The 25,932-nt window shown below is 65.3% G+C and carries 17 protein-coding genes and 4 pseudogenes; 8 read left to right on the forward strand and 13 right to left on the reverse strand.

What is annotated here, in order from left to right; translation table 11 throughout:
* Positions 1–14: 14 nt before the first annotated feature.
* Positions 15–725, forward strand: a complete 711-nt coding sequence (locus ACX5I6_RS03415; protein ID WP_461841662.1) for an ATP-binding cassette domain-containing protein — start codon at positions 15–17, stop codon at positions 723–725.
* Between the two features lie 45 nt (positions 726–770).
* Here the strand turns inward: ACX5I6_RS03415 and metH are convergent, their stop codons facing one another.
* The 4 genes and pseudogenes from metH to ACX5I6_RS03435 form a co-directional block, all read right to left on the reverse strand.
* Complete coding sequence (gene metH / locus ACX5I6_RS03420; RefSeq protein ID WP_461839470.1) at positions 771–4,415, reverse strand: methionine synthase; 3,645 nt, start codon at positions 4,413–4,415, stop codon at positions 771–773.
* Positions 4,416–4,638: 223 nt separating this feature from the next.
* Complete coding sequence (locus tag ACX5I6_RS03425; protein ID WP_461839471.1) at positions 4,639–6,195, reverse strand: P-loop ATPase, Sll1717 family; 1,557 nt, start codon at positions 6,193–6,195, stop codon at positions 4,639–4,641.
* 279 nt (positions 6,196–6,474) lie between these two features.
* Positions 6,475–7,436 (reverse strand): annotated as a pseudogene (locus ACX5I6_RS03430) (ABC transporter ATP-binding protein); the annotation flags it as partial.
* Between the two features lie 7 nt (positions 7,437–7,443).
* Positions 7,444–8,496 carry an LLM class flavin-dependent oxidoreductase gene (locus tag ACX5I6_RS03435; protein WP_461839472.1) on the reverse strand — a complete coding sequence of 351 codons (1,053 nt, stop codon included), beginning with the start codon at positions 8,494–8,496 and terminating at the stop codon, positions 7,444–7,446.
* A gap of 184 nt (positions 8,497–8,680) precedes the next feature.
* On the opposite strand from ACX5I6_RS03435, the gene ACX5I6_RS03440 reads away from it, so the two are divergent.
* Positions 8,681–9,646 (forward strand): alpha/beta fold hydrolase, encoded by a 966-nt coding sequence (locus ACX5I6_RS03440; protein ID WP_461839473.1) that lies wholly within the window; start codon positions 8,681–8,683, stop codon positions 9,644–9,646.
* Between the two features lie 143 nt (positions 9,647–9,789).
* Entirely contained in the window at positions 9,790–10,056 is a 267-nt protein-coding gene (locus tag ACX5I6_RS03445; RefSeq protein ID WP_461839474.1) for a YciI family protein, read from the forward strand.
* A 2-nt stretch (positions 10,057–10,058) separates the two neighbouring features.
* On the opposite strand, the gene ACX5I6_RS03450 is transcribed toward ACX5I6_RS03445, so the two are convergent.
* The 8 genes and pseudogenes from ACX5I6_RS03450 to ACX5I6_RS03485 all read right to left on the reverse strand — a co-directional run.
* Entirely contained in the window at positions 10,059–10,634 is a 576-nt protein-coding gene (locus ACX5I6_RS03450) for an SRPBCC family protein (protein WP_461841663.1), read from the reverse strand.
* 291 nt (positions 10,635–10,925) lie between these two features.
* A pseudogene (locus ACX5I6_RS03455) lies at positions 10,926–12,380 on the reverse strand (alkaline phosphatase family protein); the annotation flags it as partial.
* A gap of 220 nt (positions 12,381–12,600) precedes the next feature.
* The gene (locus ACX5I6_RS03460) at positions 12,601–14,067 is read right to left on the reverse strand and encodes a polysaccharide deacetylase family protein (protein ID WP_461839475.1); all 1,467 of its coding nucleotides are present in this window, start codon (positions 14,065–14,067) and stop codon (positions 12,601–12,603) included.
* Between the two features lie 114 nt (positions 14,068–14,181).
* A pseudogene (locus ACX5I6_RS03465) lies at positions 14,182–15,125 on the reverse strand (intradiol ring-cleavage dioxygenase).
* A gap of 314 nt (positions 15,126–15,439) precedes the next feature.
* On the reverse strand, positions 15,440–16,075 hold the full coding sequence (locus ACX5I6_RS03470; protein ID WP_461839476.1) for a GntR family transcriptional regulator: 636 nt from the start codon (positions 16,073–16,075) through the stop codon (positions 15,440–15,442).
* A gap of 41 nt (positions 16,076–16,116) precedes the next feature.
* Positions 16,117–17,580: an FAD-dependent tricarballylate dehydrogenase TcuA gene (gene tcuA / locus ACX5I6_RS03475; RefSeq protein WP_461839477.1), complete on the reverse strand. Its 1,464-nt coding sequence runs from the start codon at positions 17,578–17,580 to the stop codon at positions 16,117–16,119.
* Positions 17,581–17,699: 119 nt separating this feature from the next.
* Positions 17,700–18,227, reverse strand: a complete 528-nt coding sequence (locus tag ACX5I6_RS03480) for a GntR family transcriptional regulator (RefSeq protein WP_461839478.1) — start codon at positions 18,225–18,227, stop codon at positions 17,700–17,702.
* 18 nt (positions 18,228–18,245) lie between these two features.
* A pseudogene (locus tag ACX5I6_RS03485) lies at positions 18,246–18,305 on the reverse strand (hypothetical protein); the annotation flags it as partial.
* 381 nt (positions 18,306–18,686) lie between these two features.
* On the opposite strand from ACX5I6_RS03485, the gene ACX5I6_RS03490 reads away from it, so the two are divergent.
* The 5 genes from ACX5I6_RS03490 to ACX5I6_RS03510 all read left to right on the forward strand — a co-directional run bounded on the left by ACX5I6_RS03490 (position 18,687) and on the right by ACX5I6_RS03510 (position 24,886).
* Complete coding sequence (locus ACX5I6_RS03490; RefSeq protein WP_461839479.1) at positions 18,687–19,778, forward strand: PrpF domain-containing protein; 1,092 nt, start codon at positions 18,687–18,689, stop codon at positions 19,776–19,778.
* Between the two features lie 39 nt (positions 19,779–19,817).
* The gene (locus tag ACX5I6_RS03495; protein WP_461839480.1) at positions 19,818–20,915 is read left to right on the forward strand and encodes an ABC transporter ATP-binding protein; all 1,098 of its coding nucleotides are present in this window, start codon (positions 19,818–19,820) and stop codon (positions 20,913–20,915) included.
* Positions 20,912–22,696 (forward strand): ABC transporter permease, encoded by a 1,785-nt coding sequence (locus tag ACX5I6_RS03500; RefSeq protein WP_461839481.1) that lies wholly within the window; start codon positions 20,912–20,914, stop codon positions 22,694–22,696. Before ACX5I6_RS03495 ends, ACX5I6_RS03500 begins: the two co-directional genes overlap by 4 nt.
* Before the next feature lie 31 nt (positions 22,697–22,727).
* Positions 22,728–23,846, forward strand: a complete 1,119-nt coding sequence (locus ACX5I6_RS03505) for an ABC transporter substrate-binding protein (protein WP_461839482.1) — start codon at positions 22,728–22,730, stop codon at positions 23,844–23,846.
* 80 nt (positions 23,847–23,926) lie between these two features.
* Positions 23,927–24,886: a serine hydrolase domain-containing protein gene (locus ACX5I6_RS03510; RefSeq protein ID WP_461839483.1), complete on the forward strand. Its 960-nt coding sequence runs from the start codon at positions 23,927–23,929 to the stop codon at positions 24,884–24,886.
* Between the two features lie 41 nt (positions 24,887–24,927).
* Here ACX5I6_RS03510 and ACX5I6_RS03515 read toward each other — a convergent pair whose 3' ends face one another.
* Positions 24,928–25,833 (reverse strand): LysR family transcriptional regulator, encoded by a 906-nt coding sequence (locus tag ACX5I6_RS03515; protein WP_018772062.1) that lies wholly within the window; start codon positions 25,831–25,833, stop codon positions 24,928–24,930.
* Between the last annotated feature and the right edge of the window lie 99 nt (positions 25,834–25,932).

The following is a 25,932-nucleotide window of genomic DNA, read 5'->3' on the forward strand; positions in this document are numbered from 1 at the left end:
GAATGCGTTCCGGCATGGACGCCAAAGTGCAGGCCGCGCAAGCGGCCCTGGACGCCGCAGCAGCGAGGGTGCGGGACCAGGAGCGGATATCCCTGAACCTTCCCGACCCGGACGTTCCGCGCGGCCGGCGGATCGCGGAACTGTGGGGCACCAACCGCTCCTTCGTGGTGCAGGGCCCGGAGAAGGTGGCCATCACCGGACCCAACGGTGCCGGCAAGACCACACTGCTGGAACGCTTGATGGGCGGTGTCCCGTGCATCGAGGGCGAAGCCGGTGGAAGCCTGCTGACGGACCGCGCGGGCTACCTGCGTCAACGCCTCGACGGGCTGCGGGAACAGGCAACGACCCTCGAAAACGTGCAGGACGCCGCGCCGGACGTGCCTGCGGGCGATATCCGCAACCAGCTGGCCCGGTTCCTCCTCCGCGGCGACAGCGTGAACCGGCCAGTGCACACGCTCTCGGGCGGTGAGCGGTTCAGGGTTTCCCTGGCCCGGCTGCTTTTCGCCGACCCGCCGCCTCAAGTCCTGATCCTGGATGAGCCAACCAACAACCTGGACATCCGGAGCGTTGAGCAGCTGGTGGAGTCCCTCGGGGCCTACGGCGGCGCCGTCATCGTGGTCAGCCACGATGACGCCTTCCTGGACCGGTTGGACCTGGACCTCATCCTCGGCATGGGACGCGACGGGTCGTTGACGGAGCTGGCCTCGCTGCCTGGCGCGGAATGACAAGAGCCCGGCGCCGGCAGCGCGGTCCCCAGTGCCGGCGCCGGCTCACACCTTGAAGTACTTGGCCTCCGGGTGGTGGAACACGAACGCGTCGGTGGACTGTTCCGGGTGCAGCATGAGCTCGTCGCTGAGGACCACGCCCATGCGCTCCGGCTTCAGCAGCTCGGTGACCTTGCGGCGGTCCTCCATGTCCGGGCAGGCGGGGTAGCCCAGGGAGAACCGGGCGCCGCGGTAGTCGAGCTTGAAATACCCTGCCGTGTCCTTGGGCTCCTCGGCCGCGAAGCCGAGCTCCTTGCGGATCCGGGCGTGCCAGAACTCGGCCAACGCCTCGGTTAGCTGCATGACCAGTCCGTTGAGCTCGTAGTAGTCGCGGTACTGGTTGGCCGCGAACATCTTGGACGTGAACTCTTCGATCTTGGAGCCGGCGGTGACCAGCTGCACGGGCAGCACGTCGATCTGTCCCGATTCGCGGGACTTCACGAAGTCGGCCAGGCACAGGTGCCGGTCGCGGCGCTGGCGCGGGAAATCGAACCGCAGCCGGTCGCTGCCGATCGGACCGCCTGAACCACCGTCGGGGGCGAGCAGGCCCGCCTGGCCCAGGACGCCGTCGGGATCCTCGCCGTGGTGCAGCACCACCACCTGTTCGCCTTCGGAGACCACGGGAAAGTAGCCATAGGCTACGGAGGCGTCCAGCATGCCCTCGCCCAGGATGCGGTCCAGCCAGTACCGCAGGCGCGGCCGGCCCTCGCGTTCCACCAGTTCCTCGTAAGAGGCACCATCCTCGCCGCGGCCGGGCTTGAGGCCCCACTGCCCCATGAAGGTGGCACGCTCGTCGAGGAAGGCGGAGTAGTCGTGCAGCGAGACGCCGCGGACAATCCGGGTGCCCCAGAACGGCGGCGCGGGAACGGGGTTGTCGGTGGCGACGTCGGACCGGCCGGGCATGGCCTCGGGCTCGGTGATGGTGAACTTCGGGCCGCCCTTGTGGATGCGCTTCTTCAGCGGCGGCAGGCCCACGGAGTCCGGGTCCTCGCCGCGGGCCACGCGGACCAGTGGTTCCATAAGGGCAAGCCCCTCGAAGGCATCCTTGGCGTACCTGACGGTGCCCTCGAACTGCTCGGCCAGGTCCTGCTCCACATAGGCGCGGGTCAAAGCGGCGCCGCCCAGGATCACCGGCCACTTCTTGGCCAGGCCGCGGGTCTGCAGTTCGGCGAGATTTTCCTTCATCACCACGGTGGATTTCACCAGCAGCCCGGACATGCCGATCACGTCCGCGTCGTGTTCCTCCGCGGCGGCGATGATCTCGGCAATGCCCTGCTTGATGCCGATGTTGACTACCTTGTAGCCGTTGTTGGTGAGAATGATGTCCACCAGGTTCTTGCCAATGTCGTGCACGTCCCCGCGGACGGTCGCGATCACCATGGTGCCCTTGCCGGAGGAGTCGGCCTTTTCCATATGCGGCTCAAGGAGCGCCACGGCGTTCTTCATGACCTCGGCGGACTGCAGCACGAACGGCAGCTGCATTTCGCCGGCACCGAAGCGTTCGCCCACCACTTTCATGCCCTCAAGCAGGTGGTCGTTGATGATGCCGAGCGGGGTCATGCCTTCGCTGCGGGCCAGGTCCAGGTCCTCTTCCAGGCCCTTGCCTTCGCCGTCGATGATGCGCCGTTCCAGGCGCGCGCCCGTGGGCAGGGCGGCGAGTTCGGCGGCGCGCTGGTCCTTCAGCGCTGCGGTGTCGACGCCGGCGAAGATGTCAAGCATGCTGGCGAGGGGGTCGTAGGTGGTGTTGCCGTCGGCGTCGTATTCGCGGCGGTCGTAGACGAGGTCCAGTGCCACCTTGCGCTGCTCTTCCGGGAGGGAGGCGAGCGGGACGATCTTGGCGGCGTCGATGATGCCGCTGGTCAGGCCGGCCTGGACGGCTTCGTGCAGGAACACGGAGTTCAGGACCATGCGGGCGGCCGGGTTGAGGCCGAAGGAGACGTTGGAGACGCCGAGCGTGGTGTTGATGCCGGGGTATTTGGCAGTGATCTGGCGGATGGCCTCGATGGTTTCGATGCCATCGCGGCGGGTTTCCTCCTGGCCGGTGGCGACCGGGAAGGTAAGGCAGTCGACGATGATGTCCTCAACCCGCATGCCCCATTCGCCCACCAGGGCGTCCACCAGGCGGGAGGCGATGGCCACCTTGCCCTCGGTGGTGCGGGCCTGGCCCTCTTCGTTGATGGTCAGGGCGATCACGGCCGTGCCGTGTTCCTTGACCAGCGGCATGATGCGGGCGAAGCGGCTGTTGGGGCCGTCACCGTCCTCGTAGTTGACGGAGTTGACCACGGGGCGGCCGCCGATGAGTTCCAGGCCTGCCTGCAGCACCGGGGGTTCGGTGGAGTCGATGACCAGCGGGAGGGTGGAGGCGGAGGCGAAGCGGCTGACAACCTCTTTGATATCGGCGACGCCGTCGCGGCCCACGTAGTCCACGCAGACGTCCAGCAGGTGGGCGCCGACGCGGATCTGCTCGCGGGCGATGTCCACACAGTCGTCCCAGCGTTCCTCGAGCATGGCCTGGCGGAAAGCCTTGGAGCCGTTGGCATTGGTGCGTTCGCCGATGGCCAGGTAGGCGGACTCCTGGTCGAAGTTGACGTGCTGGTAGAGGGAGGCGACGCCGGCCTCGCGCTCGGTGGGGATTCGCGCCGGTGCGTTGCTTGCCTTGGTGTCCACGGCTTTGGTGCGGAAGGGGGCAAGGCGTTCGACGACGGCGGCCATGTGCTCCGGCGTCGTACCGCAGCAGCCGCCCACCAGGCCCAGGCCGAATTCGCGCACGAATTGTTCGTGCGCGGTGGCGAGTTCGGTGGGGGTCAGCGGGTAGTGCGCGCCGTTGGCGCCAAGGATGGGCAGGCCGGCGTTGGGCATGCAGGCGATGGCGACGGAGGACTGCTTGGAGAGGTGGCGGAGGTGCTCGCTCATCTCGTCGGGGCCGGTGGCGCAGTTCAGGCCAATGGCGTCGACGCCGAGCGGTTCGAGGGCGGTGAGGGCGGCGCCGATTTCGGAGCCCATGAGCATGGTTCCGGTAGTTTCGACCGTCACCTCAACAAAGATGGGAAGCCGGATGCCGCGGTCCACGATGGCTTGCTTGCAGCCGTTGACGGCGGCCTTGGTCTGCAGGAGGTCCTGGCTGGTTTCGATGAGGAACGCGTCCGCGCCGCCGTCGATCAGGCCCTCGGCCTGGAGGGCGAAGGTCTGCTTGAGGTAGTCGTAGCTGGTGTGGCCCAAGCTCGGGAGCTTGGTGCCCGGGCCCATGGAGCCGAGGACCCAGCGCATGCGGCCGTCTGTTGCTTCCCCGGCTTCGGCGCGTTCGCGGGCGATGCTGGCGCCTTTGCGCGCGAGTTCCTCGATCCGGTCATCGATGCCGTAGTCGGAGAGGTTGGACCAGTTGGCGCCGAAGGTGTTGGTTTCCACGGCGTCGATGCCGGTGGCGAAGTAGGCGTCGTGGATGTCCGCGATGACGTCCGGGCGCGTGTCGTTGAGGATCTCGTTGCAGCCCTCGAGGTTTTGGAAGTCCGTTTCGAGCTGCAGGTCCCGGCCTTGCAGCATGGTGCCCATGGCGCCGTCGGCAATGACCACCCGGTGGTTCACGGCGTCCAGGAGTTCCTGGGCACGGGCGGGGCGGGGGACGGACTCGATGTCCAGTGCGAAACGAGGCATTTAATCAGGTTACGTGTGGGGGCGCCAACGTTGCGCTGTGTGTCCGGATGCTACGGCGGTGATCGGGACTGCCCCCTTAAGTTCATATCGAAGGTCCTGGGCTGACAGAGCAAACTGCTCCGTCAGCCCAGAGCCGCGGAAGCAGAACTCCACCGCGGCTGAGGCGTCGCCAGCGATTGGGCACCTGCCTCCCACTTCGTCCCCCGGCAATGGCAGCCGTAAGTCAGACGGTCCTTGAACAAACACTAAGTAAGCCGCGAGCGGATCCCACACGCACCGGAGATCCGCACTCGAGACAGGGCGCCTCGTTGCGGGAAGTTATGGCTACCGTCTGGCAGTTATTGCATTCAAGAGCCCAACTATCGAGGTACAGCGGAAGGTCACTTACTGTACCCCGAGCAAGAACGATACGAAAGTCGCGAAAAGCGTAAAGATGAATTGGCCGATTCTTCCCGTTGGGCAGCTCATCAACTTTCTCTACAGCGCCAGCCGTGGTCCACTTCTGAACTTTACCTCGGGCCGCATTCTCGCTGATTCTATAAACGTCACTAGCTAACTTATTGATAGTGAAACTTGCCTCCGAAATCTTGGAAAAGTCACTATCATACTGCGGGAAAAGTTCGCGTGACCTTTTCTTTGAAAACGCGAGAATCCCACTGTAAACGGCGTATTCCGTCAAATGATCAACAGCCGCGGATTTGCGGGTTTGTTCTGAGACGATTTCGGCAGCCATGCGAATCATATCTCGAGGGGATCCGTTACAAAGATGGGCCAGAAGCCGATGGACGTCAATTCCGAACGTCGGCTCTAAGAGATCATTGAAGTTCACTACCTTGCCATTGGAAAACGCTTGAAGACGACGACTTAGCATGTCCGAAAGCTCTTCGATGGTCCACTTGAGAGGAAGGGTGTTTATGCGGTCGGGTCGCCCAAACTTACTAAAAAAGTCCGAGGTCTGATCCCAGAGGAAAAACTTGAAGCCTACCCCTGCCTGTTCGATAGTGGGCAAATCCGTGACAAGATTGGCGATTAGAGCCCAAGCAGCCTCAGGGTCATCTGTAGTCGTCGGAGTCTCATCGACTTTGTCGACTAGAAAATAAACTGATTCCCAACCTATAGTCTGAACAATCGAGACGAGTTCGGTGTAGAAATAACGTGCGGAAGACTCTGGATTTGATGTCTGAGCTGTCAACTCTTTTGGTATGTTGACGCCATCAATTCCAGCCTTGACCATCAGGGCGGCGACACCTACCGCAACTACGCCCCCATACTTATGCCACAGATCGTTGGTCTTATCACCAAATGTTTTAACAGCACCAAACGCTTGCCGATATTCGTCCTGGTTCAGGCCACTAAGGAACGTCTGGCCCGCAACTTTTAGGACTTGCTTTTGATGTTCGGAAAGCCAGAAGCGCTCAGAAGTGTCCTGTTCCAACCAAGAGAGCAGCGCCACTGTAAGAAGCCGACAGATCCCCAACTGGTGCTTTAGGAGTGTCGCTTCGCCGCCCGCCAGATGGTCGAAGTTGTCGTACGTTAGACAAAGGAATGTGGAGTCTTCCTTTGCAGACTCCTGTTCGATCATCCGCCGCTGAGCCGTCTTCCCACTGCCCCGGGGCGCCAGGATCACATTCGATTTCGGCGTCGACGGTGTCCCAATCACACTGGCGAAATACGGAGGTGGGACGAAGTAGTCGGATAACCGTTCCTCTGTCTCCGAGTTGGTGGAACTGAACGGGTCGCCTGTAAAGCCGCGCCGCGTCACAAAACTTTCAAATGCCATCCGGCTTCCCCTCAATAACCTTCACGTTCACCCAATTCTAGGGGAGCCATCTAGAGGCCCTCGACAGAAGCACGATATTCAGAACTATCGACGATACACAACTCTTCCTCGCCGTAGACGAGTATTTACGCGGCAAGATCCAGTTCCATAGTGGGCGTGGACAGCTGATGCCACAGCTGTCTAGAGTCATCTGCCGACATTAGAGAGCAGAAAATAGCCCCCTTTCTGCTGAAGAATGGAACGGCCCATTTCAGCACTTCGCACATTGGCGATGCCCCAAACCTCCGCAACCGGAGCCGCGAACTGCGCCTCGTACAGCCGCGCATAAGCCCCGCCCGCAGCCAACAAAGAAGCGTGCGTGCCCTGCTCCACGATCTGGTCGGCCTTCATCACCACAATGAGGTCGGCGTCGCGGATTGTGGACAGACGGTGGGCGATGACGAACGAAGTACGGTCGGATCGCAGGGCACTCATCGCCTTCTGCAGCAGCACCTCGGTCCGAGTGTCCACGGATGACGTCGCCTCATCCAGAATCAGCACCGATGGCCGGGACAGGAAGGCCCGGGCAATCGTCAGCAACTGCTTCTCCCTGGCGGACACGTTTGCACCCTCGTCCTCCAGCACGGTGTCGTACCCGTCCGGCAGCGACCGCACGAACCGGTCCACATACGTTGCCCGCGCCGCCTCGAGGATTTCGGAATCGGTGGCGGAGGGCCGCCCGTACGCAATGTTGTCCCGGGTGGTCCCGCCGAACAGCCACGTATCCTGAAGCCCCATCCCTAGCCGCGAGCGCAGCCCCGCCGCGGCACCAAGGTGACGTCCACGCCGTCGAGCGTTATCCGCCCGGTATCCAGCTCGTAGAACTGCATCATCAGATTCACCAGCGTTGTCTTCCCCCCCGTGTGCCCCACAATCGCCGCCGTTTGCCCCGGCTCCGCCTCCAGGGACAGCCCTGAGATCAGCGGCTTGTCTGGCGAGTAGGAGAACGACACATCCTCGAACACCAGCCGCCCCCGCCCAAACACGGGGCCCGTAGAAGGCACAGGCTCCACAGACTCCTCGTCCTCATCCAGCAGCTCGAACAACCGCTCCGCCGAAGCAACCCCGGACTGCAGAACGTTTGCCATGGTCCCCAGCTGCGCCAGCGGCTGGGTGAACTGCCCAGAGCACTGGATGAACGCCTGCACATCGCCCAACTGCATCGCCCCGGACGCCACCTGCAGCCCGCCCGCTACGGCGACCCATGCACTAAGACGCCTGCTGCTCGCCTCCTGCCCGGGCCCACCCCAATGCCGGGCCAAGTTTGCCCGCGATATCAGTCAGGATCTGGACGTAGTCCTCGTGATCGAAGCTGAAGGGCAGGGCGAAGGCCACCTCATCCACTTCCTGGAAACCAGCGTGCGCGTACAGCTGCTCGGCAATCTCCTCGCTGGTTCCAATGAGATCAGCGGCGAACATCATGCCCCTCGGCCCCTGCGGAGCAGCAGTGCGCGGAGTGCGTTCGTCCACGTACCGCTGGTACTTCGCCCGCTGGGCCGGAGTCGCCGAGTCAGTCGGAATCACCACCAGGCCCTGTGACACCCGCGCCCCAGCATGTCCGGCGGCCGCAGCGGCTTCACGGAACGCCCGGATCTGTGACTGCTGGACCAAAGCGAAGTCAGGCTCCTGGTCCTTGTCGGGGAAGATCACGCTGCTGGACAGCAGGTTGAACCCACTCGAACCGGCCCACACCGCTGACTTCGTGCTGCCGGCCCCGTACCAAAGCCGGTCCCGCAGGCCGGGCGAGTGCGGCTCCACCCGGTTGGAGAACTCCTCCACCACCCCTTGCTTGCCGGAGAATTCCCGCACCGGCTCCCCCGCCATTAGCCGCGCAAGCCGCTCCACCCGCGCGTAACTGAAGTCCTCCACGTCAGCCGTGTCCGGATACAGCTCGTGCTTCACCGTGTCGTACTGCATCGGCTCCCCCACGCTCACGCCCGGGTTGATGCGTCCTCCGGCGAGCAGGTCCACCGTGGCAAGGTCCTCGGCAAGGCGCAGCGGGTTCTCCCAGCCCAGCGGCGTCACGGCGGTTCCCAGCTCAATTCGCGAGGTGCGCTGGCTCGCCGCAGCCATCACCGCTACAGGGGAAGAAATCCCGAACTGCAGGTGCCGGTGGCGCAGCCAGGCACTGTCGAATCCCAGCTGCTCGCCCAGCTCGATGATCTGCAACGTGGATTCATGGCCAGCGGCGGGATCAACGGGGTCGAACAGGCCAATTGTGAGGAAGCCCAGCTTGCGCAAAGGACGGGTGGGCTGCGGCATCGGCTTCCTCCAAGTGATCAGGGAACGTGGCTGTTTTTCAGACTAGGCCGTGGGCCACCGGATGAACCAACATGTCCCGCCGGCCTTGAGCCTCTACAAGAAGCACCCACACCCTTGACGGACGTGTCCGCACACGGGTTAGGCTCACCACGGGCAGGCGACGGCGCCGCCACAGGAGGAATACATGTCACTGCAGGAACTCGAGTTCACGTCCGCCAACGGCCGCGACACCATCCAGGCCTGGGTCTACGAACCCATCGGCCAGCCAAAGGCAATCGTGCAGCTGGTCCACGGGCTCGGCGAGCACTCCCGCCGCTACCTCCACCTCATCTCCACCCTGGTGGATGCCGGATTCATCGTGGTGGCAGGTGACCACGCCGGGCACGGCCGCACCGCCATGCAGCAGGGCACCTGGGGCGACGCCGGCGAGGACGCCGCCAAGGTGGTGGTCGCGGACGAGCTCACGCTCCAGGCCAAAGCCAGGGCGGCCCTCCCCCAGCTTCCCTACGTGGTGTTCGGCCACAGCTGGGGCTCCATGATCGCGCGCGGCATGGCAGTGGACCCACAGGCTCAGCTGTCCGGCTTGATCCTCTGCGGCATCGCCGCCCAAATGCTGGGCATCGAAACAACAATCAACCGGCCGGAACTGGCACGGCTTGCCTCCGGCGCCGGCGCGGCGGACCCCGCACCGCAGGACCTCGTGGGCCAGCTGTTCGACGGTTTCCTGGGCCGCTTCGGAGACAATCCCGGCCCCACGGCCTGGGTGGCGCTGGACGCCGACGTGGTGGCCGACCACGCCAAGGACCCCTTCAACAACTTCGGCGCACCCCTGAGCGCCCGGTTCCTGCAAGGCTTCGTGGACCTCTACGACCACGTCAATTCCGACGACTGGTACAAACAGCTCCCCACGGACCTCCCCGTCCTCATCCTCGCCGGCGACCAAGACCCCGTGACCAACTACGGCGAAGGCGCCTACCACGTGGCAAACCGCCTCACCGATTCGGGCCACGCGGACGTCCGCACCCGCGTCTTCCCCGGCGTCCGGCACGAGGTGCACAACGAACCCACCACCCGCGCCGAAACCGAGCGCGAGACGGTCGAATTCATCCAGCGGGTTACGCACCAACCCCAGGACTCCCCCACACAGTAGGCAGCAGGCTGGCCGTCCCGGAAGGTAGCACCCCGGCGGAAGGTACGACGACGGCACTTACCCCGCCGCCGTCGTCGTACCTCCTAGCAAAGGCAGCCGGAGGCGGCTGCCCCGCGTGGTAGGTTCGCCGCATGGAATGTGTGGTGCTGTACACCGTGCGGGAGGGCGTGGACCGCTCCCGGATCATGGAGACCTACCCCCGCCACAAGGCCTTTTACGAGGCGTTTCACGCAGACGGTGGTGGCCTCGTGGCCCTGGGCGCGTTCCAGGACCCCGATCCGGCTGCCAGCTCCATGGGCATTTTCACGTCCCGGCAGGAAGCCGAACGTTTCGTTGCCGGCGACCCGTTCGTTACCGAAGGGCTCGCCGAACCGAGGCTCCTGGACTGGAATGCCGTGCGCTTCGCGTAGGGCTACCGCCGGTTAGTTGCCTTCCCCGGCCAGCGGGGCAGCCGTGAAAAGGTGGGCCCCGCGGGCGCCGGAATCTTGGCAGGGTCGGTGCCAGGCCGCCGTCGTCGCAGCTCCAACGCCAGCGCCTCCTGGCCACGCGCCATCGCCCACCTGTGGTTCGCAGCAAAGGCCGGCTTGAGCAGCCAACTCAGCCGCCGCAGCAGCGGTTTGGCGGCGCTGACCCGCCACTCATAGGTGACCACCGTTTCGGGCCCGTCCTGCTCAAAGGTCCAGCGGCCGGCGCCGTTGAGGTCGCCCCGGGCCGAGATGGCGAAGCCGTGTTCCGTTACGGGTTCGGTGACGGTGAGCTGCCACTTGAGCGTGTACGGCAGCCAGCCTTTGGTGTGGAGGAAGAACGCCTTCCCGGTCCCGTCCGGGTTGCCCGGATCCAACTGCTCAACGGTCAAATACACCGAGGGCCACCAGCGGGGAAGCGTCCCGGCATCGCCCAGGATGTCCGTGACCTCCCGCGGGGTTCCCGCCACGCGCCAGACAGTCAGGAATTCGTAGTCAGTGCTGCTGGTCGAAGTGCCGGCCATTGGTGCCTCCACGGCGAGGGTGAATAGGCGGCCCACAGTACTCACGCCGTTGTTTGCGGTCAACGGGCAAGCGTCAAATCCCGAGCGTGTCAGTATGTGCTGGCGTTGGCGATCAGGTGCGGCGGCAGCGGCTGCTGGGTGAAGTCGAACGCCTGGGTGAGGTCGCCCAGGATCGGGCTGTTTTCCCTGACGTCCGGGCGGGGATCGGGCCGGCCATCGGTGGCCGTGCAGGAAGTCGTCCTCGATGAACTTGATGTAGGCGTCCTGGCTCAGGGTTTGATGGTCGATGTACCCCTGCTTCGCGAAGGGGCTGATGATCAGGCTGGGGACGCGGAACCCGTACCCGTTGCTGTCCGCGTTGGGTGGCTGGACGTGGTCGTAGAACCCGCCCCAGTCGTCCCAGTTCAGGAAGATGGCGGTGCTGTTCCAGTCGGGTCCGCTCATGATGGCGTTGATGAGCCCGGCAACGTATTGCTGTCCCGTGCTGATCTTGGCCGGCGCATGTTCGCTGACCTTGTCGGTCGGGGCGATCCACGTCACGGCGGCCAGGGCTCCCCTTCGTGCGGCGTCGTAGAAGTTGGTCAGCGGCTGGATGTTTCCCAGTTCCCCGTCCTGTTTGACGGTGTCGAAGTACAGCAGGGGGTTCCACAGGCCCGGCGTCGTGGCATCCTGCTTGATCGGGGCGCAGGTGGCAGCGTCATCCCGGCAGTCGGGTTCGGTGCCCTTGAAGACGTAATAGTTCCACGGGACGTGCTGTTGGTGGAGCAGGTACGTTAGGTCGGTCCACGCATAGTCGGGCACCTGAAGGTGTTTGGCGGCGTCGGAGAGTTCCTGCTTCAGTGCGGCAGGAACGTTAGCGGCGTCGACGGCGGCCTGGCAGGCCGGGTAGGTGTCAGTGGGCTTGCAGCTGGCGCTGATGAGCCGGTCCACGCCGGCGGCCAGGTCCGGGCTGATGCCGGCGGCGGTGAGGGCCTGCTTGCAAGGGGCAAGGTCCGCGGCGGACTGGCATTTCCCGATCAGGGTGTTGCCGATGATTTCCGGGTCGGGTCCGGAGTCCGGGTTCTGGAGCGCATTGGTGCACGACGCCGGGTCCCCGGCGGTGGTGCATTTGGCGGACCATTCCGAGACCAGGTAGAGGTGGGCCGGAAGGCTCCAGGCGGAGGCGGCCGCGAACATGTGGTCCTGCAGCGTGAAGTTGCGGGCATAGTCCCAGTACGTGGGGAGGTCCCGGCCATCGTGGTACCCCATCACATCCGTGGCGGTGGTCCGGTAGCGGCATTTCACCTGGAAGGCGGTGCAGCCGGCCAGGCCCTTTTCCGCCTGGGCCACAAACCCGTCCATCGCCCCGTTGTCCACGTCGGCCACTTCGTCATTGTGGCTGTGCGGGGCACCGACATTGGCATCGGCCGGGTTGTAGAAAGGTTTGACGCACCCGCCGTTGGCAGGGTCCGGCAGACACACGGCCGGCTCGTTGTTGGCCATCGGAATCCCGTCGGCGCCCGGGTACGTCCCGAAGTAGGTGTCAAAGGAGCGGTTCTCCTGGGTAATGATCACCACGTGCTTGATCTTGGAAATCCCGGCCTCGGCGCTGACCGGCCCCCCGGCGGCGCCGCTTCCGGCGAATGCCAGCAGCGCCCCGAGGGCCAGGGCGATCCAGCCCGCCAGCAGCGTGTGGAACGGGGAGCGAGCCAGCCCAAGGCGGCGCAGGACTTTTCCCTGCCGGATGCGCCTCCTGGTGCTGAACATCGCGTCCTCCTGACGCTGCTCCTGCGAACCGGCCGTCACCGCATCAACAAAACTCACGCGGGGGTCCGGCCACTGGGGTTACCCTCCCACACGGTCCCTGCGCACCTGACGGGAATTTTCTGGGAACTTGCCCACAATCCATCGACCGGGCCTGCCGGAACGCGGGCACCCGGGCGCTGAAGTGCTCAGGTGCTCAGCAGCTCAGCAGCTCACGTGCTGCCTACTGCCGCACGGGCCGGGACCTGTACACATGGCCCGGAACCAAGGGCGTGCCTTCGAAGAGCTGCGGGACGGACACCAGCTGGTAGCCCTGGGCCTGCAGGGTGGACATCAGCTCCTGTTGCCCGGCGATCGTCGTCGGCTGCACGTCATGCATGAGCACCACCGCGCCTGGCGTGATCTCCTTGAGCACTTTGGGCACGAACACCGCCGGGTTCTTGCTCTGCCAGTCCAGTGAGTCCACGGCCCAGAGAATGAGCGGCTTGCCCACCGCGCCTTGCACGGCGGCATCGGCCGCGCCGTAGGGCGGCCGCATCATGGCCGGGGTGGAGCCGGTCGCGGCAAGGATGGCGGCGTCCGTGCGCTCCATCTCCTTCTTGACTGCGGGGATGGGCAGCTTGGTCAGGTACGGGTGGCTGAACGTGTGGTTGCCGATCGCGTAGCCGGCGTCGGCCACCTGCTTCGCGGTTGCCGGGTTGGCGGCCGTATTGGACCCGGTCATGAAGAACGTGGCCTGGGCTTTCCGCTCTGCCAGGATGGCCAAAAGCTGCGGCGTGGTGCGGGCGTCCGGCCCGTCGTCGTACGTCAAGGCAGCGCACGGGACGATGTCGCAGTTCACGTGCCTGGCTGCCGGTGCTGTCGCAGGATGCGGGACGGCGGCGGCGTTCAGCTGCTCCAGGACCTGCCGGCCATAGTCACTAAGGACCGCCCCGGCCTCGGCGGCGTTCATGGTCAAGGTCACGTTGTCCCCGGGGTTCCCGGGAACCTCCGCGGACACCGCCAGCTCCCCGGACGGTTTCAGGAGCAGGTCGCCTACCGGGACGTCCTGCCGGACTGGCGCGGCGATCTGCGCGGGGATACCCACCATGCGCGATTGGATGCCCGGAACCGCCTCCGGCCGCACCAGCTCCGCGCCGCCGCGGACAGCCCCGGAAACCGTGTCAACGTACACGGTTTCCGATCGCTCAGAGACGGTCCCGCCCGTCCCGGAAGTCTTCACTTTTTGGCGGACAACAATCACTGTTCCCGCAGCCTGAATGGGCCCCGCGGACACTGTCATCTCCTGGCCCTCGGGCTGCTGTGCGTTCAGGGCCATCGCGGGCCGGTACCGGCCACCCACCGGCGCAGCCGCATCGAGGAGTCCCAGCAGCCACGAGTCGACATGCGTGTTCAACCCGGGCACCCCGTCAACGTAGGTCCAGGACGCATGCACACGGCGCTCCCCCACGTGGGCCGTCAAGGCCATCCCGTACCCGCCCGGCACCTGCACCGGTCCGTTCAGCGCATCCGAGAGCGGCTGGGGCAACGCCACGGTCTCCGGTTGGCTGGAAACCCGTTCGTGGGAGTTCAACGCCGGGTACGGCGCGCCGGCCATGCTGTCACCACCGCTGACGAGCGCCGCTACGCAAATCGCCGCCAGGAGGACATGCAGGCAGGCGGCAGCCGCGCTCCCGCGGGTGCGCCCCATCCCCAGCCCCATCGATCCGCACGCTCCTCAGGTGTTGACCCTTCGATTGTCCCTTATATCAGGCCGGGATGGTGAAACGGGGGGCCGTTGCCTGGAACGGGGAGCGCCGGCGCACTAGATGGTCACGTTGAGCCCCGCCGCGTAGCCGGCCGCGGCCGAGCCGGTCATGGTGGCCAGCTGGTAGATGCCGCCGTCGTCCCCGAACACGTTGTCCGACTGCAGGGTGGTGCGGGTCATGTTGGTGACGCTCTTTTCGTATCCGGGGGTGGCATAGACGTCGTCGCAGGCAGCCTTGGGCAGGGCGATCTGGGAGACGGCCAGCACCTGCCCGGCAGCGGTGGCATTGTTCATGGACTCGAAGACCTCAAAGTGGATGTGCGGATAGCGGCCGGAGTAGGCGGCCGGGAAGATGGACGTAAAGGTGACCTGACCGTTGGCGTCCGCCTCCTGCACGCCGCGGAGGTAGTTCTCGTTCTTCAGGCTGGAGTCGTACATCGAGTACTTCCCGTCCCGGTCACAGTGCCAGGCGTACACCGCGGCGCCGGCCATCGGGGTGCAGCCGTTGGCGTTGTCCAGCAGGGTGAGCGTGAACGTCAGAGGCACACCCTCCGCCGTCGCTGACGCGGCGCCGAAGCTCGAGGTGATGTCCCGGCGCACCACGCCGGAGGCTTCCAGGACATTCGGCCCGTTGGAGCCATCACCCGGATAGGGGCCCGCGGTTTCCTCCGGAATCTCCACCCCGCATTCGGCGATTGCCCGCGTCAGCGTTGGCGTGGCCGAGGCGGCAGCGGAGCCCGTGGATGCTGCGGCGGAACCTGAGGACGCCGCCGAAGAAGTGGCTGACGACGTAGCCGACGACGTGGACCCCGTGGTTCCGGCAGGGGTGCAGGCGGCGAGCGCGGCGGCCGCCCCGCCTGCACCAAGGAACAGCCCAGGGACCGGCGGCTCATCAGGGTGGCCAGATCGAACTCCAGCCCGCGGTCATGGTTGGGATGGGGCTGGTCGACGTCGGGCTGGCCGGGGGTGCGTGAAGGGGTCATGGTCCAAGGAAACCGCATGCGGCTATGCGGCGGACCGGTGGTATCTGTGCCCTTGCTGTGCGTCCTGGAGGCTTCATGCTGCCGGAGCCTGCCCCACGGAAGGCTCGACGACGGCACCCACCCCGCCGCCGTCGTCGTCCGTTCCAGCAAAAGCAGCCCGGCGCACGAGGTGCCGGAAAAAGCGAGGCAGGGCAGGCCCTTGGGAGCCTGCCCCGCCTCTTTGCACCGGCTGATGACCTGCGCCCGACTTTCGGGTTTCCTGTTGCGATGGAGTATGCAGGAACATCTGCCGGCGGGTCTTTGTGCGGAACGCCCGCGGCCGTCGGTGCGGCCTAGAGCGTCCTGGGATCTTCGGCGTACATCTTCAACCTGATATTCAAGGCGTCCGACATGTGGCGGGCCGCGATCTCCCCGGCGAGGGCGGAATCGCCGTCCCCTATGGCGGCCAGCAGGTCGGCGTAATCCGCCAGCACCACCGGCCAGCGCCCCGGGTAGGTCAGGGTGGTGAGCGTGTACCGGCGGACCTGCTGGTCCAGGCGTTCCAGCAGTCCGATCAGCGACGGGCTGTGGGTGGCGCGCCACAGCTGGGTGTGGAAGGCGCGGTTGGTTTCCGCGAGCGCCCGGCCGTCGCTGGGGTCCAGCTGCTGCATCTGCGTCAGCAGCCCCGTGAGCAGCTGCCGGTCCAGGGCTGTTGCCTTGACGGCAGCCTTGGCTGCGGCGGCCTGCTCCAGGATGATCCTTGACTCGTAGATATCAATGATTTCCTCGGCCGAATGCGTTCGGACCACCACCGCCTTGCCGCGCCGTTCCACCAGTCCGTCCTGTTCCAGCCGCTGCAGCGCCTCCCGCACCGGTGTCCGGGAGGCCCCGTACCGCTCGGTGAGCTTGGCCTCCGTGAGCGGCTCGTCAGGCGCAAAGACGCTCGCGAGAACATCCTCGCGAAGCCGCTGGTGGATGGGAATGGCCACTTTTTCCTCTTTTCCGTTGCTGGTGGGGGCTGCTGGGTTGCCTAGGCGATGGAGCCTGCGCGGCGGCCGAAGACGGCGCCCGCCGCAAGCCCGGAGCCGCCGGGGTAGTTGCCGCTGAACAAACCACCCAGGGCTTCACCACAGGCATAGAGCCCATCAAGCGGCACTGCATCTTCGGTCAGCACGCGTCCCCAGGTGTCTGTCTTGAGGCCGCCGAATGTGAAGGTGATGCCGCAGGTCACCGGGAACGCGTAGTACGGGCCGGTGGCGATGCTTCGGGCCCAGTTGCTCTTCGGCGGCTGGGTGTCCGCCCGGCGCCCGTCCTTGACGTTGGGGTCAAACGGGGCGCCCTCGGTGATCGAATCATTAAAGCTCTTCACCGTCTCCTCCAGTCCCTCAGGGCTGATGCCGGCCTTCTGTGCCAGCTCGGCAAGACTCGGCGCAGTGACCACCGAAACCCCCGGCATGTCGTACTCCTCGGCGCGCAGCATGGGGCGGGAAGAAGCGTCAAAGATCTGGAAGGCGGCCGAGCCCGGCTGGGCAAGGATGTCCCGGCCGTACTTCGCATAGGTGTAGTTGCGGTAGTCGGCGCCCTCGTCCACGAACCGCTTCCCGTCGTTGTTCACCACGATGCCCAGCGGGTACCCACCGCGGGTGAGCTGGTTGGTGAGTTCCAGGTTGCCCTCGTTCTCCGGGTGCCAGGCGTCCCAGGCGACGCTGTGGCAGGTTGACCAGTCGCCGCCCCTGGCAGCGCCGGCGTCCAATGCGGCGACGATCATCTCACCCGTGTTGCCCGGTGTGCCGCGGACCTTCGCGTTCTGCCAGCCCTCCCCCAGGTGCCGGCGGCGCAGTTCAGGTGATGCTTCAAAACCTCCCGAGGCGAGGATGACCGACTCGGCCCGGAGCTCAGCTTCTCCGGACGGGGTGCGGTACCGGACCCCGCGGACGCGGCCGTCCTTCTGGATCAGTCCGGTGGCTGCGCAGTCATAGATGACCTCAACGCCCATGCGCTCCGCGGCCGCCCGATGGTCGGTCATGAGCCCCTTTCCGCCTCCCACGTTGCCCACGTGCAGCCCGCCCCAGAACAGATACCCACCGTCCTGGGTCCGGTACGCCTGGCGCTCATACATCAGCCGGTATTTGAGTCCCATGCCGTGAAGCCAACGCAATGTCGGGTTGCTTTCGCTGACCAGGACCGCGGACAGTTCGGGGTCGTTGCGCCCTTCAGAGACCTTGGACAGATCGGCAAGGTACTCGGCAGCGGTATAGGCGGGGACTTCACTGACGGCGTGCCGCTCGTCAGGCTCCACGAATTCGGTCAGCTCCTGGAGCCCGTTATGGGAGATGCGGGTGGCGCCGGCGGTGTAGAAGCTGTTGCCGCCCGATGCGGCTTCCCGCGCCTTTTCGAGCAGGACCACTTTGCGTCCATGCTCGGCGGCTGCAAGGGCTGCCGCAAATCCGGCGTTGCCGCCGCCAACCACCAAAACGTCGCTCTTGATCATCATCAATCTCCTCAGCTCCATCGCTGTACACGATTGTATACATAGGTATGCCGTCGCATGCAATAGCGTCTTGGCGCAGGCTTAACGGGCTCGGCGGAGCGGTTTGATGCCGGGATTTGTGGCTACCCCAGGCGCGGGTGGCTGATTTCCTGGGCGTCGATGTACATCTGGATGCGGATGTTTTTTGCCTCGTCCATGTGGGCGCTGGCGATGCGGCCGGCCTCCTCCGCGTTCCGTGCGCGGATGGCCACCAACAGCTCCTCATGCTCCTTCAGCACGCGGTCCCAGCGCTCCTTGGTGGAGAGCGTGGTGCCGGGGTAGCGGATGAAGTGGACCAGGATCCGGTCCAGCAGGTCAAGGAGGGCGGCGCTGTGGCTGGCGGCCCAGATGCGCTCATGGAAGGTGCGGTTGGCGGCGGCCAGTTCAGCCGGAGTGGCAGCATCGAAATCAAGGGTGACCATGGCCTGGTGGGCGCGGTCGATCAGCATCAGGTCCATGTCGGTGTGCCGGAGAGCCGCGGTTTTTGCGGCCGCCTCCTCCAGGAAGGTGCGCACCTCGTAGAGGTCCAGCATCTCCTCCGGGCGGTACTCCCGCACCTGCATTCGCGAACCGTAGCGCTCCACGAGCCCCTCGGTTTCGAGGCGCCGCAAGGCTTCCCTGATGGGCGTCCGGGAGACGTTGTACTTCTTGGCCAGGGCGCTTTCAACGAGCTGGGCACGGGGAGGCAGGCCTGCGAGATGATGGCGTTCCTGATCATCAGGTAGGGGCTTGTCTCTGGTTGCGACGCCACGGGCGGCCTCCGGTCTTCATGCAAACAAGCGGCAGGACGCGCCAGCGCCATACCTTTAGCCGCAATTCTATCGCACTGCATACCGTTTCGGCGCGCTGTGAACACCGTGTGGAGTTCCAGCACATACGCCACGGTCGCACGGAGCCCAAACATTCCTATCTGTATTCAGATTATTCTCACTGTTGCTTAAGCCATATTAACGGTATACCGTTTGTGACCAACGCCATACAGCAGGGCAATTATCGGATTCTGGTTTGCTCAGCTTTGAACATTTACCCGTCGGCTGCACACGGCAGCGAGGGGTATTTCAGGAGAACCAATGACGCTTCTATTCAGGGAAGAACCGCAAGCCGGCCCCCTTCCGGTCACGCCGGTACCGGCCACCCTCGTCCGTGGCGGCACCAGCAAATGCTGGATATTCCGGGATGAGGACCTTCCGTCTGACGCCCTGGAGACGGACCGCCTCCTTATCCGCACTTTCGGTTCGCCGGACCTCCGCCAAATCGACGGAGTCGGCGGCGCCTCGTCAACCACCAGCAAAGCCATCACCGTGGGCGGCACCGACCCGGACGGCACGGTCCGCTACCGGTTCGCCCAGGTGGCCATCGACAAACCGGCAGTCGAGTGGGCCAGCAACTGCGGCAACTGCGCAACAGCGCTGGGTCTGTACGCGCTCCACGCCGGGCTGGTCGCTCCCACAGGGGAAGTCACCCGGGTACCCATCCTGAACACCGTGACCGGGCTGCGTCTCGTTTGCGAGATCCCCACCCCGGGGGCCCAGGTGCCGGCCTACGGCGGGCGGCGGCTTGACGGCCAGCATTACCCCGGCGTCCCCATCGATGTCATCTTCCAGAAAAACTCATGGTCCACCTACGGAGCACAGTTCCCTACGGGCAACGCCATCGATGACATCGAGGTCGACGGGCAGCGGTACCAGGCGACACTGATCGACGCAGGCGCCCCGGCCGCACTCTTTGCCGCACAGGGCCTGGGGCTGGACGCAACCGGCAGCGAGGAAGCTTTGGAGGCGCTGGTCCGGATCGCTCCGCGGCTGCGCGCTGCGGCCGCCCGAAGGATGGGCCTGCCGCAGGACCTCAGCTTCATTCCGAAGGTGGGCATCGTGGGGCCTCCGCCGGAAGGAACAACCGGCGTTTCCGCCCGGATGATCTCGATGACCGCACTCCACCCCGCCATCGGCCTCACCAGCGCTGTCGCCGTCGGTGCCGCCTCAGGAACAGCAGGCAGCGTGGTGCAGCGCAGCCTGGTTCCGGCTGCGGAGGCCGAACTCTTTATCCACCTGTTGAGAGGCAAGACGGCGCTGGCATTGGATGCAGCCGATCCCGCCGAAGTCTCCTTTCAACGCTCGGCCCGCGTCATCAGCGAAAGCACCATCCTGGTGCCCAGTGACTGAAGAAACCCCTACCGGAAAAACCCAGCCAAGGAATCAGCCATGAAAATCAGCATTCAAAACCTGCAGCTGAAGTACGGAAGCTTCACTGCCATCGAAAACCTCAACCTCGACATCGAAGACGGCGAGGCACTGGTTCTCCTGGGCCAGTCCGGTTGCGGCAAGACCAGCACCATGCGCTGCATCGCCGGCCTGGAGGAGCCCACCTCGGGGCGGATCATCATCGACGACGTGGTGGTCTTCGATTCCGAAAAAGGCATCAACCTGCCCCCGAACAAGCGCAACGTCGGCATGGTCTTCCAGTCCTACGCGGTGTGGCCGCACATGACGGTGGCCCAGAACGTTGCCTACTCGCTCAAGCAGAAGAAACTCTCCAAGAGCGAGATCGATGAACGCGTCATGGAGGCCCTCACGCTGGTCGGCCTGGAGCCCTACGCGGACCGCGGCGCCAGCCTGCTCAGCGGCGGCCAGATGCAGCGTGTCGCCCTGGCGCGCAGCCTGGTCATGCGGCCCAGCGTGCTCATGCTCGACGAACCGCTCTCCAACCTTGACGCCCGCCTGCGTGACCGGCTCCGTGTTGAACTGCGAGAAATCCAGCTCCAGCTGGGCCTCACCTGCGTGTACGTCACCCACGACCAGCACGAAGCCTTCGCCTTGGCCGATCGCATCGCCCTGCTCCAGGGCGGGCGGATTGTGCAGATGGGCGCCCCGCAGCACATGTACGAGGCCCCCGCCAGCGCCTCGATTGCCCACTTCCTCGGCGTCTCCAACATCATGGACTGCACCCCGGAGGGGACGGCCGGCGGCGCCACCACCGCGCGCATCGCCAACAGCGAGCTCACCGTCCAGTCGGCCCAGCTGGCCAGTGACGCCGGGACCTCCCCCAAGGTGTGCATTCGGGCCGAGGACCTGCAGATCACCGCCATGCCGACCGAACACCCCAACTCCTGGCCGGGAACGGTCCGGGTAGCGGGGTTCCAGGGCAATGACATCCGGTACGCTATCCAACTGGAATCCGGGCCCGAGCTTGATGCCCTGGGCGGACTTCGCCGCGGCGAACAGCACAAAGTGGGGGACCGCGTGTGGGTGACCGTCAACCCCCGCGAAGTCCAGATCCTGCCGGCGGAGGTCCTCGCATGAGCCTCAAGACCACCGAGGCGGCCACCGGCGCCGACGCCCGCCTCGCACCCATGCCTGCGCCCCGGGACTACCGTGCAGCCCGGACCCTTTCGGGCCTCCGGAAGAACACGCCGGGCCTGATCGTCCTGGTCATCCTCGGCGTCCTCATCGTCCTTCCGCTGGCCCTGGTCCTGCTCGCCGCGTTCTCGGACAGCGTTCCCCGGCCGGGCAGCATCTCCCTGGGCGGCCTGACGCTAACCAACCTGGCTCTGCTGGCCACCCCGGAAGCACTCGGCGCGTTGGTCAATTCGCTCATGGTCGGTGCCGGCTCAGCAATCATCGCCCTGCTGATCGGGGCATTCCTGGCCTTCGTGTGTGCCCGCTCCGATGCGCCGTGGCGGAAGTTCATTTTCTTCATCGGGATGGCGCCGATGTTCATCCCCGCCTTGGTGGGCGCATTGGCCTGGTCCCTCCTGTGCTCGCCCAGCGCCGGGTACATCAACATCTTCCTCCGCGACCTGGGCGTTGATGCCGCCATCAACATCTACAGCCTCCCGGGCCTGGTGTTCGTGCTGGGCATCTTCTACGCCCCGTACGCTTTCCTGCTGCTGCACAGCTCGCTGTCGATGATGAACGCCGACCTCGAAGAGGCCGCCACCGTCCACGGGGCTCCGCTGCGCACCATGCTGCGGACCGTCACCCTGCCCCTGGCCCTGCCGGCCATCCTGGGCTCCGCCGTCCTGGTCTTCGCCTTGACCATGGAGAACTTCCCCGTGGCCCAGGTCATCGGCAACCCCGCCGGCGTGGACACCCTGCCCACCTACATCTACCGCCTTATGAGCGCCACGCCCGCCAAGAGCAACCAGGCGGCGAGTGTCGCCGTGATCCTGACCGTTGCGCTGATGGCCGTGACCCTCATCCAGCAGCGCATCATCAACAAGCGCAAATTCACCACCATGACCGGCAAGGGCAACCGTCCCCGCCAGGTGCCGCTTCGCAAGATGCGCTGGCCGTTCACCATCCTGGCCCTGGCCTACTTCGCCGTTTCGGTGGTCCTGCCGATGCTGGCCCTGCTGGCCGCTTCGATGCAGGCCACCCCGTTCGTGTCCTCGATGTCGCAGCTGCTCGAAGCCAACTCCCTTAGCTTCGCGAAGCTGATCGAGGTCCTGGGATCCAACGACTTCCAGCTCGCCCTGAAGAACAGTGTCCTGGTGGCCCTGATCGCAGCCTTCGCCGGAACCACCCTCAGCTTCATCGCCTCCTACATCCGGTACCGCACCAAGTCCAAGGTGGGACGCCTGATCGAGCTGGTGGCCATGACCCCTCTCGCCGTCCCCGCCATCGTCATGGGCATCGGACTGCTCTGGACCTGGCTGCTGCTGCCCCTGCCCATCTACGGCACCCTGGCGATCCTCGCCGTCGCCTGCGTGGCCGTGTTCATGCCGCAGGGATACCGCGGTGTCTCCGCGTCAATGCTCCAGATGGACCAGGACCTCGAAGACAGCGCCGTGATGCTCGGCGCCGGGCGGACCCGGTCCGTCCTGGATGTCACCCTGCCCCTGATGCGCGTGGGCATCATGTCGTCGTTCCTGCTGTTCCTCATGCTCTCCATGCGTGAGCTCAGCGCCTCCATCTTCCTCTTCACCTCGAACACCCGGATCCTGTCCATCCTCGTGTTCGACAACTTCGACAACGGCCAGAGCCAGGCTGCTGCCGCCGTCAGCGTCCTGTACTGCCTCGTCATCGGAATCCTCGCCGTCATCGCCCAAAAAGTCGGCGGCGAACGCAAGACCAAGAACTGACCTCCCACCCACCTTTGAAAGGGACACCACAATGAAGTTAGCGTCCAAACTGCCCGCTTTCACCGCAGCCGGAGTGCTGCTCGCCCTCAGCCTTGCCGGCTGCGGAAGCCCTGCCCAGAGTGCCGGCGTGGTCACGGCCACAGCCACCGTAAGCACCGATGACGGACTGGTGATCAACGGCGAGTCCATCGCTGACGAGGCCACGTACGAGAAGGCGAAATCGCAAACACTGTCCCTGTACTCCGGCTACACCGATTCCTCCGAAAGCGCACTGGTGGACGCCTTCACCAAGGACACCGGCATCAAGGTCAACGTCGTCCGGCTCACCCCGAACAAGCTCTCCGAGCGCGTACTGTCCGAGCAGGGTGCCGGCAAGCTCAGCGCCGACGTCATCCGCACGTCGGACTACCGGATTGCCAAGTCCATGGAGGACGCCAAGGTCTGGAAGGCCTATGACGTCCCCGGCGCCTCCGCCCTCAAGGACGTTTCCGTGGACGGCGGCCAGTTCACCCGCATGTTCAACTCCGTCTACACCCTGGGCTACAACACTCAGCTGGTGAAGGAAGCCGATGCCCCCAAGTCATGGGCGGATGCCGTCAGCGGGAAGTGGCAGGGCAAGCTGGGCATCGTCCAGGGCGGCTCGGGCGGGAGCACAGCTGCGCTGAACAGGTTCATGGAAACCAAGATGGGCGGCGACTACTTCGCCAAGTACGCTGCGCAGAAGCCCAAAATCTATGACTCCCTGGGTGCTGAAGCCACGGCGCTGGCCCGTGGTGAAGTGGCCGTAGGCACGGTCACCATCAGCGGGACCAACATCTCGGCAGTCCAGGACAAGGCCCCGGTCAAGTTCATCGTCCCCGAGGAAGGACTCGTCTCGTACGACTACTACCTGGGCATGACGGGCACCGCCACGAACGTGGAAGCCGCGAAGGTCTTCATGAACTACAACCTTTCCAAGCAGGGCCAGCAGGTCTTCGCGCAGATCGGTGAATACCCGGTCCGCACCGACGTGGCACCGCCCACCATCATGGGCGTAACCCTCCCCGCCGTCGATTCCGGCAAGGTCTATCGCATGCAGAACAGCGACGCCACCACTTACGGCAAGGACGACCTGACCAAGTGGAACCAGGTGTTCGGCTACACCAAGTAACCCCGAAATCCCGCGCCTGGGGACCCGGCCTCCGCCGGGTCCCCAGGCTTTTCGTTCCACACCACCCACCAGGAGGCCCCGTGACCGCCGCACTTCCGGTACCCAGGAACACCTCGTCCCTGCTGGTCCTCCAGGACGGCAGGACCGTCGTCGAACTCGGCGACACTACCCACGCCAGCTACGTCGCCTCTATGCGCAAGAGCCTGCTCTCCATCCTTTTCGGCATCCAGGTGGACGCCGGCACGGTCAGCCTCGACACCACCCTCGATGAGCTCGGTGTTGATGATGTTGGCGGCCTGCTGCCCATCGAGAGGACGTCGCGGCTCCGTGACCTCCTGACCTCGCGATCGGGGGTCTACCATCCGCCGTCCAGCCCGGGCAGTGACGAGGATGCTTTCCCTGCACGTGGCACAAAGGCGCCCGGGCAATATTTCGTCTACAACAACTGGGATTTCAACGCCGCCGGCGCCATCTTCGAGAAGGCCAGCGGCCTGGCCGTCTTCGAAGCGTTCGAGAAGCACCTGGCCGGTCCGCTGGGGTTCGACGACTACGTCCCCTCACGCCAGCAGATGCTCGGGGACGACCGAAAGTCCGCCTTCCCGGCCTACCACTTCTTCCTCTCCGCCCGGGACCTGGCGAAGATAGGGCTGCTGATGGCTGCCGGCGGCCAGTGGGAGGGCCGGCAGCATGTCCCCCGGGAATGGGTCAGGGAGAGCGTGGCCACCCATGTGAGGCGCGCAGACATGGCGCCGGCCACCGGTTTTGGCACCTGCGACTACGGCTACCTGTGGTGGCTCCCCCGGGAATCCGGCCCGCAGTGGGAGGGGGCGTTCCTGGCTGCGGGCAACTACGGCCAGTTCCTGCTGGTCCTGCCGGCGATCGGGAGCGTCATTGTGCACCGGCGCGTCGTCAGCGACAGCTTCGCCATCGCACGGAACACCTGCACGTCAACAGCCTCGACGGCAGGCCCTGCTCCGGTGACCCACGCCGAATTCATGGACCTTGCCAGGGCGCTGGTTGCCGGGCCCCTGGCCCGGTAGGCATCAGGAAAGGCACGGTACGACGGCGGCACCATCCATTGTCAGGAAGCCGCGCCCTTGGCGATGGAACGGAAAACCTTGGTTGCCTGCTGCGCCGCGGGGCTGAGCCGCCGGTTTGCCAGGTGGGCAAGGAGGATGCGGCGCTTTGGGGACCCTGCGAGCGGAACCGCCACGACGTCGGGGCGCAGGGCCGTCAGCGCAAGCCTGGGTGCCAAGGCGATGCCGATGCCGGCCGCCACCATGCCCTGTGTCTCCTGGTAATCGTTGGCGGCGAAAGCGATCCGCGGCTCGAACCCGGCGTCGCGGCATACCCGGCTGAGGACGTCGGCCACGGGGTGCTCGTCGCGTACCACCCATTCCTGGTCGCTCAATGCGCCGATGCGGACCGAGCCCAGTTTCGCAATGGGATGCTCCCGCGGGACCAGCAGCACCGTCGGATCGTTCGTCAGCCGGACCAGGGCCAGGTCAGGATCCTCTATTTGCTGCCAGGGATAGTCCCACAGGAGCGTCAGTTCGATTTCCCGCCGCCGCAACCGTTCCAGCAAACCGTCCCGGCGGGCGCTGACCACCGTCACCGCCACTTCCGGATGGCGGGCCCGGAACGCCAGCACCACGTCCGGCATCAGGGAGGCCCCGCCGGTGGGAAAGGTCCCGAGCCGGAGTTGGCCGCGCCGAAGGCCCGCGAACTCCCCCATTTCGGCACGGGCAGCTTCCACGGTCCTGTCGATGTCGTCGGCGTAGTGCAGCAGGGCGTGCCCCGCCTCGGTCAGGACCACGCCGCGCGGGTGGCGCTCGATGAGGACCACGCCCATCTCCTGCTCGAGTTTCGCGATCTGCTGCGACACCGCTGACGTGGTGAAGGAGAGGGCGGCGGCAGCGGAGGTCAGGGAGCCGGAACGGCCCACCTCGCGGAGCACGTGGAGCCGGTGGAGGTCGAGGATTGCCATGCATTGAGTTTAGCAAAAGTAGATAGTCGTCCATTTATTTGCGATTGTGCTGAAGGCTGCCATCCCGGATCGTAGAAGGACAAGGTGCTGTGAAGTAGA

The sequence above is a fragment of the Arthrobacter sp. MMS24-T111 genome (assembly GCF_054888995.1).

Coding starts and splice junctions, on each gene's coding strand:
- ACX5I6_RS03415 (WP_461841662.1), top strand. CDS start 15: ATGGACGCCAAAGTGCAGGCCGCGCAAGCGGCCCTGGACGCCGCAGCA.
- metH (WP_461839470.1), bottom strand. CDS start 4,415: ATGCCTCGTTTCGCACTGGACATCGAGTCCGTCCCCCGCCCCGCCCGT.
- ACX5I6_RS03425 (WP_461839471.1), bottom strand. CDS start 6,195: ATGGCATTTGAAAGTTTTGTGACGCGGCGCGGCTTTACAGGCGACCCG.
- ACX5I6_RS03435 (WP_461839472.1), bottom strand. CDS start 8,496: ATGCCGCAGCCCACCCGTCCTTTGCGCAAGCTGGGCTTCCTCACAATT.
- ACX5I6_RS03440 (WP_461839473.1), top strand. CDS start 8,681: ATGTCACTGCAGGAACTCGAGTTCACGTCCGCCAACGGCCGCGACACC.
- ACX5I6_RS03450 (WP_461841663.1), bottom strand. CDS start 10,634: ATGGCCGGCACTTCGACCAGCAGCACTGACTACGAATTCCTGACTGTC.
- ACX5I6_RS03460 (WP_461839475.1), bottom strand. CDS start 14,067: ATGGGGCGCACCCGCGGGAGCGCGGCTGCCGCCTGCCTGCATGTCCTC.
- tcuA (WP_461839477.1), bottom strand. CDS start 17,580: ATGATGATCAAGAGCGACGTTTTGGTGGTTGGCGGCGGCAACGCCGGA.
- ACX5I6_RS03490 (WP_461839479.1), top strand. CDS start 18,687: ATGACGCTTCTATTCAGGGAAGAACCGCAAGCCGGCCCCCTTCCGGTC.
- ACX5I6_RS03495 (WP_461839480.1), top strand. CDS start 19,818: ATGAAAATCAGCATTCAAAACCTGCAGCTGAAGTACGGAAGCTTCACT.
- ACX5I6_RS03500 (WP_461839481.1), top strand. CDS start 20,912: ATGAGCCTCAAGACCACCGAGGCGGCCACCGGCGCCGACGCCCGCCTC.
- ACX5I6_RS03505 (WP_461839482.1), top strand. CDS start 22,728: ATGAAGTTAGCGTCCAAACTGCCCGCTTTCACCGCAGCCGGAGTGCTG.
- ACX5I6_RS03515 (WP_018772062.1), bottom strand. CDS start 25,833: ATGGCAATCCTCGACCTCCACCGGCTCCACGTGCTCCGCGAGGTGGGC.